Annotated in this window: 15 protein-coding genes; 6 read left to right on the top strand and 9 right to left on the bottom strand. The window is 34.7% G+C overall.

Annotated features, from left to right (window positions below; all coding sequences use genetic code 11):
• The first annotated feature begins 149 nt into the window (after nt 1–149).
• A complete protein-coding gene (locus KYI10_05280) occupies nt 150–533 on the top strand; it encodes a hypothetical protein (GenBank protein QYA33846.1) in 384 nt (127 codons plus the stop codon).
• 98 nt (nt 534–631) lie between these two features.
• On the opposite strand, the gene KYI10_05275 is transcribed toward KYI10_05280, so the two are convergent.
• A complete protein-coding gene (locus KYI10_05275) occupies nt 632–1,906 on the bottom strand; it encodes an aminoacyltransferase (protein ID QYA33845.1) in 1,275 nt (424 codons plus the stop codon).
• Nucleotides 1,907–1,927: 21 nt separating this feature from the next.
• Nucleotides 1,928–3,169, bottom strand: a complete 1,242-nt coding sequence (locus tag KYI10_05270) for an aminoacyltransferase (GenBank protein ID QYA33844.1) — start codon at nt 3,167–3,169, stop codon at nt 1,928–1,930.
• A gap of 210 nt (nt 3,170–3,379) precedes the next feature.
• On the opposite strand from KYI10_05270, the gene KYI10_05265 reads away from it, so the two are divergent.
• The gene (locus KYI10_05265; GenBank protein ID QYA33843.1) at nt 3,380–4,051 is read left to right on the top strand and encodes a hypothetical protein; all 672 of its coding nucleotides are present in this window, start codon (nt 3,380–3,382) and stop codon (nt 4,049–4,051) included.
• A complete protein-coding gene (locus KYI10_05260; protein ID QYA33842.1) occupies nt 4,042–4,407 on the top strand; it encodes a hypothetical protein in 366 nt (121 codons plus the stop codon). The genes KYI10_05265 and KYI10_05260 overlap by 10 nt, the downstream gene beginning before the upstream one ends.
• A 28-nt stretch (nt 4,408–4,435) precedes the next feature.
• Here the strand turns inward: KYI10_05260 and KYI10_05255 are convergent, their stop codons facing one another.
• The 3 genes from KYI10_05255 to KYI10_05245 form a co-directional block, all read right to left on the bottom strand.
• Nucleotides 4,436–5,092 carry a type 1 glutamine amidotransferase domain-containing protein gene (locus tag KYI10_05255; protein ID QYA33841.1) on the bottom strand — a complete coding sequence of 219 codons (657 nt, stop codon included), beginning with the start codon at nt 5,090–5,092 and terminating at the stop codon, nt 4,436–4,438.
• A 69-nt stretch (nt 5,093–5,161) separates the two neighbouring features.
• Nucleotides 5,162–6,202, bottom strand: coding sequence for a M42 family metallopeptidase (locus KYI10_05250; GenBank protein ID QYA33840.1), 1,041 nt, complete (start codon nt 6,200–6,202; stop codon nt 5,162–5,164).
• Nucleotides 6,203–6,355: 153 nt separating this feature from the next.
• A complete protein-coding gene (locus tag KYI10_05245; GenBank protein QYA33839.1) occupies nt 6,356–7,444 on the bottom strand; it encodes an MFS transporter in 1,089 nt (362 codons plus the stop codon).
• 227 nt (nt 7,445–7,671) lie between these two features.
• On the opposite strand from KYI10_05245, the gene KYI10_05240 reads away from it, so the two are divergent.
• Nucleotides 7,672–9,276: an ABC transporter substrate-binding protein gene (locus KYI10_05240; protein ID QYA33838.1), complete on the top strand. Its 1,605-nt coding sequence runs from the start codon at nt 7,672–7,674 to the stop codon at nt 9,274–9,276.
• Between the two features lie 64 nt (nt 9,277–9,340).
• Here the strand turns inward: KYI10_05240 and KYI10_05235 are convergent, their stop codons facing one another.
• A complete protein-coding gene (locus KYI10_05235; protein QYA33837.1) occupies nt 9,341–10,528 on the bottom strand; it encodes an MFS transporter in 1,188 nt (395 codons plus the stop codon).
• A gap of 109 nt (nt 10,529–10,637) precedes the next feature.
• Between KYI10_05235 and KYI10_05230 the strand changes: the two genes are divergently transcribed.
• Nucleotides 10,638–11,189: a helix-turn-helix domain-containing protein gene (locus tag KYI10_05230; GenBank protein QYA33836.1), complete on the top strand. Its 552-nt coding sequence runs from the start codon at nt 10,638–10,640 to the stop codon at nt 11,187–11,189.
• A 165-nt stretch (nt 11,190–11,354) separates the two neighbouring features.
• Here KYI10_05230 and KYI10_05225 read toward each other — a convergent pair whose 3' ends face one another.
• The 3 genes from KYI10_05225 to KYI10_05215 all read right to left on the bottom strand — a co-directional run bounded on the left by KYI10_05225 (nt 11,355) and on the right by KYI10_05215 (nt 13,928).
• Nucleotides 11,355–12,617: a Y-family DNA polymerase gene (locus tag KYI10_05225; protein QYA33835.1), complete on the bottom strand. Its 1,263-nt coding sequence runs from the start codon at nt 12,615–12,617 to the stop codon at nt 11,355–11,357.
• A gap of 195 nt (nt 12,618–12,812) precedes the next feature.
• Nucleotides 12,813–13,244: a hypothetical protein gene (locus KYI10_05220; GenBank protein QYA33834.1), complete on the bottom strand. Its 432-nt coding sequence runs from the start codon at nt 13,242–13,244 to the stop codon at nt 12,813–12,815.
• A 189-nt stretch (nt 13,245–13,433) separates the two neighbouring features.
• Nucleotides 13,434–13,928: an isochorismatase family cysteine hydrolase gene (locus KYI10_05215; GenBank protein ID QYA33833.1), complete on the bottom strand. Its 495-nt coding sequence runs from the start codon at nt 13,926–13,928 to the stop codon at nt 13,434–13,436.
• Nucleotides 13,929–14,445: 517 nt separating this feature from the next.
• Between KYI10_05215 and KYI10_05205 the strand changes: the two genes are divergently transcribed.
• Complete coding sequence (locus KYI10_05205; protein QYA33831.1) at nt 14,446–15,618, top strand: MFS transporter; 1,173 nt, start codon at nt 14,446–14,448, stop codon at nt 15,616–15,618.
• Nucleotides 15,619–15,644 lie beyond the last annotated feature (26 nt).

Below are 15,644 nucleotides of genomic sequence, written 5' to 3'. Positions count from 1 at the left end.
CATCTTCCTTTCATTTTTAAATTAACACTCTCATTGTACTACTATTCTAATAATTTAGAAAGTTCGTTTATTTATGATTTTATGTTATATTTAGCGACAAATTGGATATAATACTAAAAGTATTAAATAAATGATAAAGGAGTGACTGGATGTTTATAGTAGGAGATATTAGTTTTTATGAAATCCCAAACTTTTTATTGATTTCAATTGTAGGAATGGTTGTTATTTCAATACTATTTGGATTGTTGATGGGAAGATTTATTTTCGCGCCGGTTCTAACGTTTTTAGCTTTAGCGATTGCTGCGTTTATTTTACCTAATTTTTATGCCATCAAATATCAGCCCTTGTTAGGATATGCTGTATTTCTGTCTGTGATTGCATTAATTTTAAGCATCATTTTCTGGTATGTGACACGCGATCATAGAAAAGCAAAACGCATGAAACAACAAGCATTAGATGAACAGAAACGTTATGATGATATACAGAATCGATCAGAGATGGAATCTATAAAACGTCATGAAAAAGAGCATTAAACCAGAACGAGTAGGTTCTGGTTTGTTTCTAATCTATAACTTCTGATAATATATATTATGTAAACTAAAATATATAAAAAAGTAATCACTTAAAGTGATTACTTTTTTATACGTTGTTTTATTTGTGCAGCTTTAGTACGCGCATTTGTTAATAGCTGATATGCATTGTATCTAGTTTTATTGATTGGTTTTATAAAGTCACCGACGAGCTCCTCAATCTGTGCGTTAAACCCACGTTTAAAACGATATACACCATAATCTTCGCTGTCTTCAGTGAAATCTCCGGACACACCATAAAAATTATAACGGTCATAGCCATGGTCCAGACAATAATTGATCATATACCAATGCATTGCATATGGACCCATGAACTTGTTATATTTTGTGCTTGAACCCCCTGAGTAATAATTCACTTCATAATGATTCTGGAAGAACATGCCCGCTGCCAGATCTAGTATTTGCCCATCTGTTTTTCGCAATTCGCTTATTTCAAGCAGCTCTTGTTTTATGTGATCGATATCACGATCTTTCTGCGCAATTTTCGTCAGTTGCTTTTCGCTCTTATTTTCATTTGCCATCATCTGATCTCGTGAAGTTTCTGCTTGTGTAAGTTCTTCGGAAAGTTGCTGCATATATTCATCTAAGTCTATATACGCTAATGGTAGTAGTATATTTTCTCCATATGTATCATTGAATCCTTGCATATAGTCATCCGGTCTTGATATAAATCCGGTTCTCTCTTCAGTTTCTCGATAGAGATCAAGAAATAGATTCAGTTCATCCTTATGCAGCATTCGTACTTTTACACCATATTTTTGTGCTTTCTTGATATTGCGCTTTCTTTGGGAATCAAATTGTTTCATCAGAGATTGCGGGGTCTCTCCATGCAAATACATGACGCTCATCCAGCGTACTTGTTCATCTGGTGAGTATCCTCTTTTGAATCCTTTATGCTGATAGCCAAGCTGTTTGAGCTGATGAATAATCTCATCGTTCGCAGCATCATCCTTTTCATTGACATCCTTGTCATAACGTTTGTATATCCAATAAGGATCAATCTTTACGAATACTGCCTGATGACGTCTCAAGTAATGGTCAAGACCTCTGAAGAAGAAGTCAACCAGTTTCGAATCATGGAAGTCCATCACAGGTCCCCTATTAGAATAGTACTGATAACCTCCAAGCATCGGAATCTTCGAGAAGAGACTTGCAGCGATGACGCGTTCTCCTTCTTTTACACCAAGCAATACAACGGGATAACCTTTTTGTTCACGATTTTCTATATTCTCCTTCATTTGAAAATAATGACTCATCGCCTCAGTTTTCCACATATATTGGTCATATTCCTCAACGGTTAATTCTGTAAACTTCATAGATACTGCCTCCAGTAATACTTATTTCTTGATTCGTTTGTATATATTATAAACACCTTTATTGACAGGGAGTTCAAAATCACCGATATACTCAACGACATCGGCATTATAACCTTTTTTAAATTTAATAACACCCGCGTCAGGTGCATCCTCATTGAAGATACCGCTAATGCCATAGAAATTATATTTGTCGATGCCATGATCTATAGCATAGTTGATCATGTGCCACTGAATTGCATAACTTCCAGAGAAATGTCTGAATTCATTCGAAGACCCTCCGGCATAATAAACTACTTCATGTGGATTTATAAAGTAAAACGCAGCAGCAATCGGTAATGTGTCACCATGATTTTCTTTCAGTTGCTGTGCTTCTTTCAGTTTCTCTAAAAGTGCTTGTTTTTGTCTTTCGTTATCCGCTAACTTATTTTGTGCCTTTTTATTTTCTGGTTTACTCTCGATATCAGCTTTGGCTTTGTCTATTGCACGTTCTATTTCTGTAAGCTCTGCTTCTAGCTCGGGAATATAAGTATTAAAGTCAATATAGGCAAGCGGCATCTTCACACGATCTCCAAATTTTTCTAATCTTGAGATATAATATTCATCTCCACGATCTTCGAAATCCTTCTTATCACTTGTATCCTGCATAAATGAACGGAAAATATGGAGCTCGTCTTTTTCCAGATATCTTACTTTAATACCATTTTTAATGACCTTCTTAGTATTACGCTTCCTAAGACTATCCATATCCTTTATGAGCTGTTCCTTAGTTTTACCTTTTAGGTCCAGGACTGAATGCCATCTGATTTGGTGTATCGGGTGAAATCCAGTTGTAAACCCATCATGCTTGAAACCAAGGGATTTCAATATTTCAAAAATATCATCTGTCTTATATGTTTCGATGATGTCCCCATCGTGATTACGTAACTGGTATGGTACGTAAGGGTCTATTCTTAAATTTAACGCTTTATGCTGTTTCATATACTTCTTAAGTTCATTAAAGAAGAACGTGACGAGTTCTCTATTGTGATAATCCATGACAGGACCACGGTTTGAATAGAAATATTTGAAGATTTTCATTATAGGAACTGATGTAAATAGACCTGCTGCTATGATTTCATTATTCTCATCTTTCACACCGAGCAGATGTGTCTCTATACCTTCTGAGATCTTCAGATCATAGTTTACAGCCATCTGTGTAAAATGACTTGGATGCTGGTCTGTGAAAGCACTGAATGCTTCACGTGTAAGTGTTGTAAATTTCATTTGTTTTCTCCTTCTTTTATCATCTCAAGCATCATATTAACATATTCATACCGTAAAAATCATTTATAATTATAGTTCGGCTCCTTTTAAGGCTATTACTTCAATCTTTAATGCACTATCTTTGTGATTTTACGTTGCTCATGATAAAATTCGGTTATATAGCCGGAATTTTAAAAATTCGGTTATATAACCGAATTTTGGAGGGGTATTATGCTTTCTATATTTATTATGGACGTTTCAAATAGTACACAGCTGAATAATACAGATGACATCAGTAAAGCTCTCGAAGGGATGACAGAAAGTATCGAACAATGGACGCAATCCCTTAACTTCAGCTATATTAATTACAGAATGGGCGATGAACTTTTTTTTGTTAGTGATTGTACACATGCGACGCTATTGATATCGTACTATATTAAACTGTTATGGCCCTATAAATCTCAGCCAGTAAAATTTGGTATTGCAGCAGGCAATGAGGAGGTTCCTAAACGGCATATTGAACACTGGAACAGTAAGCTGACAAAAGCAGCACGTAATAATCTGGAGCGCATTAAGAAATCAGATATCAGTGATTTTTATGTTACGATTGAAGCAACAGACATGTCGCTTTATAATGATGTCTTATTCCCTTATCTTACTGAAATTGTCCAAAATCATTCGCTGTTACAGCAAGCGATCTTCCAGCAGTCGCTCTATATCGATACACAAAAAGAAATTGCTCAGCTGAACAACAAGAGCGTTTCCACTATTTCAGAACATCTGAATAAAGCGCATTACAAGCAGCTCGGACTAATCAAGAAACATTTAACATTTTCTGATGCACAATGCACTATTGAACCTTCAATCATCCAGTCGTTACAAGGAGGTTTAACATGGCTCTAAAAATAATCATCATGCTGATAGGTACACTCTTCTACCTGCTATCAGGCCCGGTCGTTAAACGTATTTTAACTTTTATGAGCGCGAGTGAAATGAAGACATCCGATAACATCGGATTACTTATAGGTTATATAGAAAGAATGCTGGTTATTTTATTTTTTATACTCGGCGAATATACAGCAATCGGGCTTGTAATAGCAAGCAAATCAATATTACGGTTTAATGATCTTAAAGATGATGGTACGCATCATAATCCTGATAAAATCGATAAAAAAAGTGAATATATTTTACTTGGGACGATGCTAAGTCTCCTTATAGGCATCATTAACGGCATCATTTTCAAGCTTGTCTTTATATAATAAAAACCGCACAAGAGTGCGGTTTTTATTATAGTGCTTTTACAAATGCTTCTGCAACATCTGTACTGGACTGAGGGTTCTGTCCAGTTACAAACTTACCATCCGTTACGACATTTGATTCAAATGCCTTACCTTTCACAAAACCTGCGCCGTTTGTTTCGAGTTCAGTTTGTAAAGCGAACGGAACGTTGTTGTCCAAGTTCATCTGTTGTTCCTCTTCATTTGTGAATCCAGTTAGTTTGACGCCATCGATCAATGAACTGCCATCTTTTAGTTTAGCCCCTATAAATGCGCTTGGACCATGACAAACTGAACCGATAACGCGATTATCATCTTTATAGAACGCCAATATATTCTGTAAATCAGGATCTCCTGGTAGATCGTACATTGTACCATGGCCTCCTGGTATGAATATGCCGTCATAGTTTTCAAATACGATATCTCTTAATTTCAATGTTTTCCCTAGTTTTTGTACGACGTCCTGGAATTTCTTCGTTTCGTCGTTCTGAGTAGAATTGGGATCAAGTGGTACAGCACCACCTTGAATCGAAGCGAAATCTACTTCAATATTATTGCGTTGGAATACTTTGTAAGGCTCTGCAGCCTCACCGAGCCAAAGACCTGTTGGTGTGCCATCGTTCAAAGTGTCGTGATTCGTTAAAACCATTAGAACTTTCTTCGCCATAATAAACACTCCCTTTCTTTGTTATAAATACATTATAACGAAGAAAGGGAGTGAATAAAAACATTTAACTTAAAGTACAGGACTCATAACATAATGATAGATAAGTTTTTCTGTGTTCAGTAGCGAATCTTTGTGTGTACGTTCCATCGCATGGCTAGATTCAATACCCGCTCCAAATAGACCATGTTTAACATCGTGACCAGCACTCATTGCAGCACTTGCATCACTACCGTAATATGGATAAATATCTACTTTGTAATCAATATTATTGTATTTGCAAAGATTTACTAAATGTTGTTTCAATTGATAGTGATATGGGCCTGAGCTATCTTTTGCACAGATGGATACCGTATATTCATCAGATGCCTGCCCATCACCTAACGCCCCCATATCAACAGCGATATATTCTACAACTTGTTCCGGAACATTAGAGTTACCACCATAACCGATCTCTTCATTATTTGAGAAATAGAAATGTGTCGTATGCGGCAGTTCAATATTTTCAGCTTTTAAATGACGTAACAACTGAATCAGCATCGCAGCGCTTGCCTTATCGTCTAGATGACGCGATTTTATAAATCCGGATTCAGTAATCTCGCATCTTGGATTAAACGTAATAAAATCTCCGACACTGATACCTAACTGTTCAGTATCTTCCTGAGACTTCACGATTTCATCAATACGCACTTCCATATGATCCTCATCACGTTTGATATCACCTGCGTTACGATAAACATGGACACTTGTCTCATGGAGACAGATCGTTCCTGTATACACTTTATCATTCGCATGGATTTCACAGTACTCCCCTTCAACAGCATTCCACCTGAAACCACCCACCATTGATAAACGTAAGCGGCCGCTCGGTAGAATCTCTTTAACCATCGCACCTAACGTATCAACATGCGCTGTTAAATATTTATGACGTGTATCATCTTTTCCAGGTACAGTAACTAATACCCCACCTTTATTAGTCTGCTGTACATTGTAACCAACCGCTTCTAACGTTTCAGTCACATAGGCAATTGCTTTAAACGCAAAACCTGACGGACCTGGAATATTTACTAAACGCTCAATCTCTTGCATCGTGCTATTAACATCTGGATACATTTTCATTCTCCTTTTCAAATTTACTGATAATTTAATCTTATCTGATAATGAGAGGGAGTACAATGGTTGATAAGAAAAATACAAAAACTTTCAGTTAACTGAAAGTTTATTAAATTTTCTAAGGAATTATCAGTCTACTGAAAGTTTTTATATCTATGTAATATTAATTTTTTTCATTTTAAACAAGCTATTCATCATGAGCATTGCCCCTATTGTAACAATCACAAACACAACTACACTCATCGCATATGGATTTAAATATGTTCCGAGGATTAAAGACCCATTAGATAATAGCTGTGCGCCACTAAACGTGAATGAACTGAATGTATTATAGGTACCTCGTTTTTCTTTTGGTATTAGTGTCAGCATTTCAGCACTTTTAATCGGCGCAAAAATCATTTCACCAAATGTAGCAATAAGTATGGCTATGATAATCAGCCACCACATATTTGCTGAAGTGAGCACAGCATATCCTATTGCGTACATCAATAGCCCAAATCCTAGGATTCTACTTACTTTAAATTTATCTAACCATTTACCAATTAGTAAAGAGAATGAAACAACGGTAATTGTATTAACGAGGTTAATGATTGTAAACATTCGAACACCGGTAATTTCAAAGTTGAATAAGTAAATCGTTTCAAAGTTCTTATGAAGCCTTACAGCAACGTAAGTACTTGTCATGAGCTCCACAGTTGCAATGAACATCGTACCGATTACCATCAATACGAATCGTTTATCTTTAACGACAGTCTGATAGGCAATGAACAGGTCTACAAAGACATTATTATGTTCTTTTTTACGGATAAAGCTGTTTGTTTCTTCAATATATTTCATATATAAAAAACTTAATATAAGTGCCATCATCGCTGAAGCAAAGAATAGCCAGCTTTTATGTTCGCTATAGAATAGCCCACCCAGGAGTGCTCCGATTGCCAGTGATAAATTTATTAGCCAGTAATCCATACGATATAATAATTTCTTATTTTCATCTGTTGCTGAATCCTGTACAAGTGCACTCATAGAAGGTCTGCGAAATGCACTAAATATGGTAAAGAGTATAAATGTCGTCATAAATAGATAAATCCATGAGTTGACAACGGTTAGCCACATAAATATTAGCGATAATGCTTCTGTGAATGAACCAAATATCAGCATCTTCTTTCTCGGAAATTGGTCGACTAAGTAACCTCCCCAAATATTACTGATAAACTGGACAAAGACGATTGATGCTAAAAACAATCCAACGATTCTTGCATTCAGCTGATCAGTTAAATAAAGTGAATAAATGGTAGTGTCGCACTATAAGTACAGCGATTGACAAATGAACCCCACAATCTGAGTTGGATATTAATCGGTAAATCACGAACTTTCATTTTCATTCCCCCTAACTTTCTACATATGATAAAGTAGACTTAATGATTAAAAAATGGACAATATTTTATTTTAGTCCACTTTTAGGAGGAGCTATGGAGCGATTATTACTGTCATTCTATAATTTAAAGATTACAGCATTTCATCAATCGTCTGTCAGTGAACAGTTAAAGGTGAGTCAGAAGCATTTATCCAGAAGTTTAAAAAGATGGCAGGATAGTGGTTATCTAACTTTTAAGAGTGCACGTGGTCGCGGGAATAAATCAACGGTTCAATGGTTCGTGGATATCGATACATTATATTTCAATAAGGTGAATGCAATGCTAACGCGACATCAATTGTCAGATGCTATTCAATATTTAACGTGGGACTGGTCTATTCATCATAAACAGATGCTGATTACGAAAGCGAATCAATTACTTGGGGTATCTACAGCTGATGCAGATAAATTAGTCGTTAAGAAGCGCTACGCCCCACTCTATTCTCATCCTTTAGAAGTGGTTGATATCAATAGCTCAAATATATTAAGTAATATTTATGACACGTTAATCGCATATGATAGACATTCGAATCAATATCATTATAAGATAGCACAGCATATCGATTTCTATGATGATTATGCAGTGATATATTTACGGAAGAATGTTTACTTTCATGATGGTACTCAAGTAACTGCTGAAGATATTAAACGATGTCTGAGTCATGCGATAGCGTATCAGGAGACGAAAGTGCTATTAAATCCAATTGTGTCAATTGAAGTGATTAATAAACTTACAGTTAAAGTATATTATCACGATTTTTCATATTTCAAAGACGTATTATGTAAGTTAAATCTTGCAATCTATAAGCAGGATAAGCAGCAAATTATCGGTACTGGACCATTTTATATCGCAATGAATAATGAATTTCAGACGACTTTAAAATCATTTGATCAGTATTATGGCTATCAATCATATATTGATAAAGTGGAATTGATCTATATACCGAAGCTTAAAGAAAGTAACTTTACGTTAAGTGATAGTGATACGTTCCAGCATATCGAAGTAACGGATGGTTTTTATTATGTCCTGTCACTCGCACAAAATAAGCTATCAGATATACAGAAAGCAACTGTGCATTACTTATTTCAGCAGTCCGTTCATCAAGTTACAGATATACACACAAGTAAAGGAACCCCTTATATTCTGAAAGATCAGCCACTTTCGCTTAAATCACTAAATAAATTAGAAGATCATTTCTCTATAACAATGGTCTATCCGAGCTATATCGAAAAAAAGATGCTCCAGTATAAAAGGTATTTAAAGCAATACAATATAGAAACGGTATTAAAACCTATCGATATTATGACTTCCTTTAAAAGTGAAATAACAATTGAGGGGGATATCTATATCCACGGTATGTTCTTTAGTGAAGCGGAATCCTTTGAATACTTTACGATGCTCTATCAAAATAAAACGATGCATCACCATTTATCACAACAATATCCTCTTTTAAGGGATTATTATAATAGATATATCACAACAGATGCCCGCGAGTGGCACGTACTGAATCATGCGATTAATCAGTCGTTATTTGAATCACATACACTCTACCCTATCTTCAACATTACTCAAGATGTTAAAGTACCAATCAGCATTCATAACGCCAAAGTGACTACTGCTGGATTCTATAACTTTTCAGAACTTGTGATTAAACGATAAAAAAACTTTCAGGAGACCTGAAAGTTTTTTTGTTTTATGAATGGTGATTACTTTTTAAGATTTTCTATTTAATTGTATGTCCTTCTATCGTATGTTTACGTCCTGCAAGCATTCCAACTATGAGCATCAATAAAGCATCTGCCAATAGGAAATATAATGAATGATTCCAGTTATGTGTATAATCATGAATTACGCCGAAGATAAGTACGCTAAGTGCTGCAAATAAATAGCCGATTGCCTGTGCCATTCCTGATAACTGTTTCGCTGTATGTGTATATTCTGTTTTCAGGGAGAAGAATAAATTTACAAGTCCAAATGATATTCCAAGTGCTACTCCTATGAAGAGGATATAAACAAGCATATATTTAACATCGCCATAAATCATCCCAGCTATTCCCGCAATAAATAACAACCCATTTATACACCCTAAATAAACCTGGTGTGCCATGTTAGCTGCAATCATTGGAATAATAAATGTAAAGATAATAATTGCTATTTGTAATACTGTTAAATAACCTCCTGTTACTTCTACGGGTATATGTTGTTCCTTTAGTATTATCGGAAGAAAATTGATCAAGCTATAGAAAATGACCGACTGTCCACCCATGAATAGTGTTATCTGCCATGCCAGTGGTGATCGCCAAATACTCGATGTCACGGCTACAGGCTGTGGTGCTTCTACTTCTTTATCTTTCTGTAATACGATTATCCAGAAGATTAGTGTGATGATTGTAACAATACCAATCATTGCTAATGAAATATTATAGTTTGTAGCCTTTGCAATTGGTGCGGATACTGCTGATGATAATGCACCAAATATATTCATACTAACTGTATATAACGCTGTCACTAAACCAACCTGTAAAGGGAATGATGCTTTTATAAATACTGGAGCTAGTACATTACCGAATGCAATCCCTATACCGATTAACAGGATTCCTGTAAATAATAACGTGCTACTGCCTAATGATCGGAGTATAATACCAACTGTAATGACAATCAAAGCATAGACGATCGTTCGATTTAATCCTATCTTGGTACTAACAGGTGCAGCAAATAATGAAGCAAATGAGAATGCCAGCAATGGCAGTATCGCGATAATACTTGTAGCAAATGCTGACAGCTGTAAGTCATCATTGATTGCAGGTAATAATACGCCAACCGATGTGAGTGGTGCGCGTAAGTTTGCTGATAACAATAACACAGCAACCAGTAATAAAAGCTTCAACCCTCTAAACCTTTTTGTGTACAAAACAATCCCTCTTTCTATTAATCTGTTATAATGAACAAAATATCTGCTATAAAAACAACATCTGTTATATTATACTTTTCGTCTAATATAGTCAAGAAAGAGGTTTAATATGGAAAAAATTAATTTAGTCGTGTCACAAAACCTGATGCATATAAGAAAAGAACAGCAATTAAGTCTCGAAAAGCTTGCTTCAATTTCTGGTGTAAGTCGTGCGATGCTTAATCAAATAGAAAAAGGACAATCGAATCCGACAATTTCTACCCTCTGGAAAATATCCAACGGCTTAAAAGTCCCATTATCTAAACTTTTACATGAATCTGAAAATACGGTGCATGTGATCAAAAAGAATGATATTCAAACAATCTATTCTGAAGACGGTCTTATTCAGATAACACCGTATTATGATAGTGAAGAACAGATTGAAATATTGAAGATGACATTACAGCCGCATTCTGAAATTATTTCAAGTGATCAGGCTGCGCATTCTGAAGAATATATCATCGTTAATGAAGGGCTATTTACGATAATCGTGGATGGGGCTTCATATTCACTTGAAAAAGATGATTCAATCCGTTTTTCAGGAGGCTTAGATCATACATATCGGAATACATCAGAAAAGCCGGCAGAGATTACATTGGTGATTAAATATCATTTTTCTTAATCGTTGATATACTTAATAACCCACGAAACCCCATCAAGCATATTTACGCTCGATGGGGTTTCATTATTGTGATATCTTCTTATTCAGATTCATTTGATAAATCTATATCACGCATATACGCTTCACTACCATAATAGAGTGCTTGTTTAAATCTATGATATCTGACTACGCCTTATGACCAGCGATCAATCCATTACGTTTACGCGCGGTGCCTTGTTCAGTGTAGGAGATTGCACGAAGTACGCTATTCTTCCCGAAGCGGGTACGCAGTTCATCAATTGTTCTTTCTAGACGTTCTTCTTTCGCACGTTCAAACTCATCTACAAATAGTGAAAGCTGCCTATCTTCTTCCTTCATCAAGTTTGTCAGAGCGATATTTACAGTACGATACTTTCTATTCGAATCACACATCTGCTGCATAAACCCCCATACGATTCTAAATACATCTGAAGTAAGATTTGTACCTTCTGATAACGTATAGCTCTTACTGACGCTTCCTTCATCACTATAACCGATTGTAAAGCTGATTGTTCTGGCGACACGATTATCCGCACGTAATCGAAATGTAACCTCTTCGATATGTTCAATCACGACTGCACGGAGCTCGTGAAAATGATAATCACGCATTAGAATCTGACTCTTATTCACAGAAGGTTTGTAGATCTGGTGTTTCTCTCTTATAATGCTGGAATCAATACCATTTGCATGCAGATGAAGATCAACACCAATCACACCGAAATCACGCTTTAAATAGTGAAGAGGATAATTTGCAAGTTGTCCAATGGTGAAAATCCCCTTCTGATTCAGCTTCTTCTCTGTACGTCGATTAATCCCCCAGAAAGTACTTAATGGTTCTATCGACCACATCTTCTCAGGTACATCTTCATAACGCCACTGTACAACACCACGATCTGCTTTCTTAGCTTCCATGTCTAGCGCAATCTTACTTAACAACACATTTGGACCTATACCTACAGCACAGCGAATTTGAGTTTTCTCATAGATTTCATCCTTTATCTTTAATGCCAAATCATAACTCGAATCTGCAAACAGTTGGTAGCTGTTTGTCACATCCATAAAAAATTCATCAATACTATATTGATGATAATCTTCTGGTGCGACATATTTCAGAGCAATTTCTGAAATTTGACTTGCGACCTTTAGATATTCCTTCATTGAGGGATTGATAATATAAATATCCGGATGATGTGGGATTTCGAATAGACGTGATCCTGTTCTAATACCAATAGCTTTAAGTGGCGATGTAGCAGCAAGAACGACAGAACCCTGGCGTTTTGTATCTGCTACAACAGCAAGCTTTGTCGTCATGGGATCAAGCCCTTTCATGATGCAGGAAACACTGGCAAAGAAACTCTTCTGGTCAATACAGAGTACATCTCTTCTCTCGCATAAACTGTAATCATACATATTAAGCACCCTCTTTATAATCTTTATGTTAATTTAATCATAACAGAACATACGTTCGTTTTCAATAAAAATAGAACGTATGTTCTGTTTTTTGGTCAAATAAAAAGTCCGTCTATTATGGGATACAATTCCATATTAGACGGAGTAAATACAATCATAACAAAGAATAAATCATTAAACATATACACGATAAGATTACAGATTGAAATATTTCATGACTTCTTCGTGAGTATAGGTTACTTTGTGGTTCAAATGCTCACGATAAGCAAAATCAGTATCAAGCGTATCCTGTATATCTTCCATATGACTTTGACATCTCTCAATCCATAGTTTTTCAAACTCTGCTTCTACTAGAATGCGATGGGATAAATCATTAATATGATAAATATTTTCTTGTTCACACCACTTTATACAATCAAGATATAATTGCATCTCTACTGATGTATTATCAACATCATAAATTTCAACCGGGATATCAATAACCCCTTTTTGAAAAGCAACGAAACATCGTGTATGACCATCAACGATATAAAATTGATTGTCGTACTGAATTACTGAGATTATTGTATTTTTGACAGAAACATCATCCAGCCATTCACTTACCTCATCCACTTTACGTTGATTCAAATAGAGTTGAGTAAGCTTTAGATTATTAATATCCATGAAATAATCACATCCTATTAAGAGTGTAGTTCACTAATATAGTATCATGAATCGATAGGTATATTGTTTATTTATATGAAAATTAGAAACATCAAACCTAAAATTTATCCTCAGCTAAAAATGACCTCAACTTAAAAAAATAAATAACCCAAATCACACATACTCGTCTATCATCAGAACTTCTACTTCATCAGACCAATGCAAAACTGTAGATACAAAGTCATTAATATCTAACCCAGGCATTTCATATGTTTCTGAATTATTAACTGTAGCACAAGCATCTTCGATTACTGTAACTTTAAAGCCAAGTTCATTAGCAATAATCGCATTAAATAAAATACAATATTCCATATTAAAACCGATAATGATCAGTTCAGTAACACCAAGTGAAATTAAATATTGTTGCAAATCCGTATCTTTAAAAGCACTGGGTTTATTTTCAGAATAAATCTTATCGGCATTTTTATGAATAACTGGCTCTAAAGGAAATGGCTTATTTGTTTCGTGATTAATATGTTCCACTGCAATGACAGGTAATTTGTTTTCTTTAAATACTTCTACTAGATGAATAGCATTCTTCTTAACTACTGAAAAATCACCCTTTTCTAAAAAGTGTGTATGAAAATCAATAACTAATAAAGCTTCCAAAATATCACCTCAAAATAAATAAAAAATTCATTTGTCCATGCGAAAAAAATAATAAAATTACATAATATATTAAAGAATATGTAACACCCTCAAATTAATGTATTACATTTATTATAAAGGATTTTCGAAAAATTAAAATGAAATAAAAGGAGAAAACTATGAAAATATATCCTTTGGAGAAATTGATAATCACAATTCATTCAGTAAGAATACAGAGGTATTCTTTGAAGCTGGTGAAATGCATGAAACAAGAACGAATAATGGTTTAAATGCAGTTATTATTGAAAGACCAGATTTAAAAGATGATTTGTTTCATATAATCAATAAATTCTCCACTTTAATATTGTACAAATTTTCTGATAATGATAAGATTAATGCATTAAAAACAATAAAAGGTGATTTCATATGTAATGATTTCTTTCTAATTCATCAATTAGACGTAGACTTACAAGTCAAAACTAACAATTAAATAAGTTGTATTTGTAAGTCTATGATCTTCTTAAATTGGGAGGAAATCATGAAAGGATTTACAAATAACTTTAAATACTTATACTTTAGTCAGTTATTCGCCAATACGAGCGATAATATTTATATTATTGCACTGATTGCTTATCTATATGAATTAACGCACTCTATTCAGTTAAGTGCATTAGTTCCTATTTTCATCACATCTGCTTATTTTGTAAGTGGGTTTATCGCACCAATTGTATATTCAAGATTTCAAAAGCAATATATTTTAGTGTTTAATCAAACGATGAAATGTGCCTTGCTGATCATATTGATCGGTACAATGTATGTTGAATTGCACTATATTTATATATTAGGGTTAGCATTTATGATTGCGTTCTTAGATGGTTTTACAAATCCATTAAGCAACACGTTAATCCCCTACTTTGAGTTAAAGGATAATATACTTAGAGCAAACGGAAAAATTAGCACTATGAATAATATGATACAAATTTCAGCTTGGGCATTAGGTAGTATATTGTTAGCATTCCTGCATAGTGATGGATTGATTATGTTTTGTATCATCTTGTCTATCATATCTGTGATATTTATGATGAAGATAAATTTTAATATTAATACTGTAGAGAGTGAGCGTATAGGTTCCAAAAATTTCAAAGCGGTTATAAAAAGCAATCGTACCAGCTACAGTCAATATTTAAATTGGAATACTTTTATCGCGTCATTTGGCCATGCTGTCTGGATTGCTGCAATAATGATTGCCTTTGTAAAAGAATATTTAAATGCCCCATCTTACTGGTTTGGTATTATCAACGCGGCATTTTTCGTAGGTTTACTTGTCGGATCAAAGATGATTCATTTGATTGAAAGATTTAAAATGGTGCACTTCTATTACAGTGGATATATGCTGCTTTCACTCATTACGTTTGTCTTCGGGATTAACAGGTGGTTAATATTAGCAGTTCTGCTATCATGGCTTTATGGCATTATAGAGCAACTATTATCTATATCACTACACACAGAAATACAAAAGCATTTAAATCATGAAACACTGCTTGATACTTATACACTGAATCAGAGTATATATAGTTTAGGATTTTGCTTATCAACATTTGTGATGTCGTTACTAGCAGAACACGCTACCTTAACATTCGCATTTGTTATAGCATCGCTTGCTTACTTATTGATTTGTTTACTCACATATCGATATAAAAATATATTCTAAAGCATAAACCCATCGCTCAAATGTTT

This window comes from Macrococcus sp. 19Msa1099 (genome assembly GCA_019357535.2).
Classification (GTDB): Bacteria; Bacillota; Bacilli; order Staphylococcales; family Staphylococcaceae; genus Macrococcoides; species Macrococcoides psychrotolerans.
Note: the sequence above shows the minus strand (reverse complement) of the source record. Positions and strands in the feature narration are given on the sequence as shown.

Coding starts and splice junctions, on each gene's coding strand:
- KYI10_05280 (QYA33846.1), top strand. CDS start 150: ATGTTTATAGTAGGAGATATTAGTTTTTATGAAATCCCAAACTTTTTA.
- KYI10_05275 (QYA33845.1), bottom strand. CDS start 1,906: ATGAAGTTTACAGAATTAACCGTTGAGGAATATGACCAATATATGTGG.
- KYI10_05270 (QYA33844.1), bottom strand. CDS start 3,169: ATGAAATTTACAACACTTACACGTGAAGCATTCAGTGCTTTCACAGAC.
- KYI10_05265 (QYA33843.1), top strand. CDS start 3,380: ATGCTTTCTATATTTATTATGGACGTTTCAAATAGTACACAGCTGAAT.
- KYI10_05260 (QYA33842.1), top strand. CDS start 4,042: ATGGCTCTAAAAATAATCATCATGCTGATAGGTACACTCTTCTACCTG.
- KYI10_05255 (QYA33841.1), bottom strand. CDS start 5,092: ATGGCGAAGAAAGTTCTAATGGTTTTAACGAATCACGACACTTTGAAC.
- KYI10_05250 (QYA33840.1), bottom strand. CDS start 6,202: ATGTATCCAGATGTTAATAGCACGATGCAAGAGATTGAGCGTTTAGTA.
- KYI10_05240 (QYA33838.1), top strand. CDS start 7,672: ATGGAGCGATTATTACTGTCATTCTATAATTTAAAGATTACAGCATTT.
- KYI10_05230 (QYA33836.1), top strand. CDS start 10,638: ATGGAAAAAATTAATTTAGTCGTGTCACAAAACCTGATGCATATAAGA.
- KYI10_05225 (QYA33835.1), bottom strand. CDS start 12,617: ATGTATGATTACAGTTTATGCGAGAGAAGAGATGTACTCTGTATTGAC.
- KYI10_05205 (QYA33831.1), top strand. CDS start 14,446: ATGAAAGGATTTACAAATAACTTTAAATACTTATACTTTAGTCAGTTA.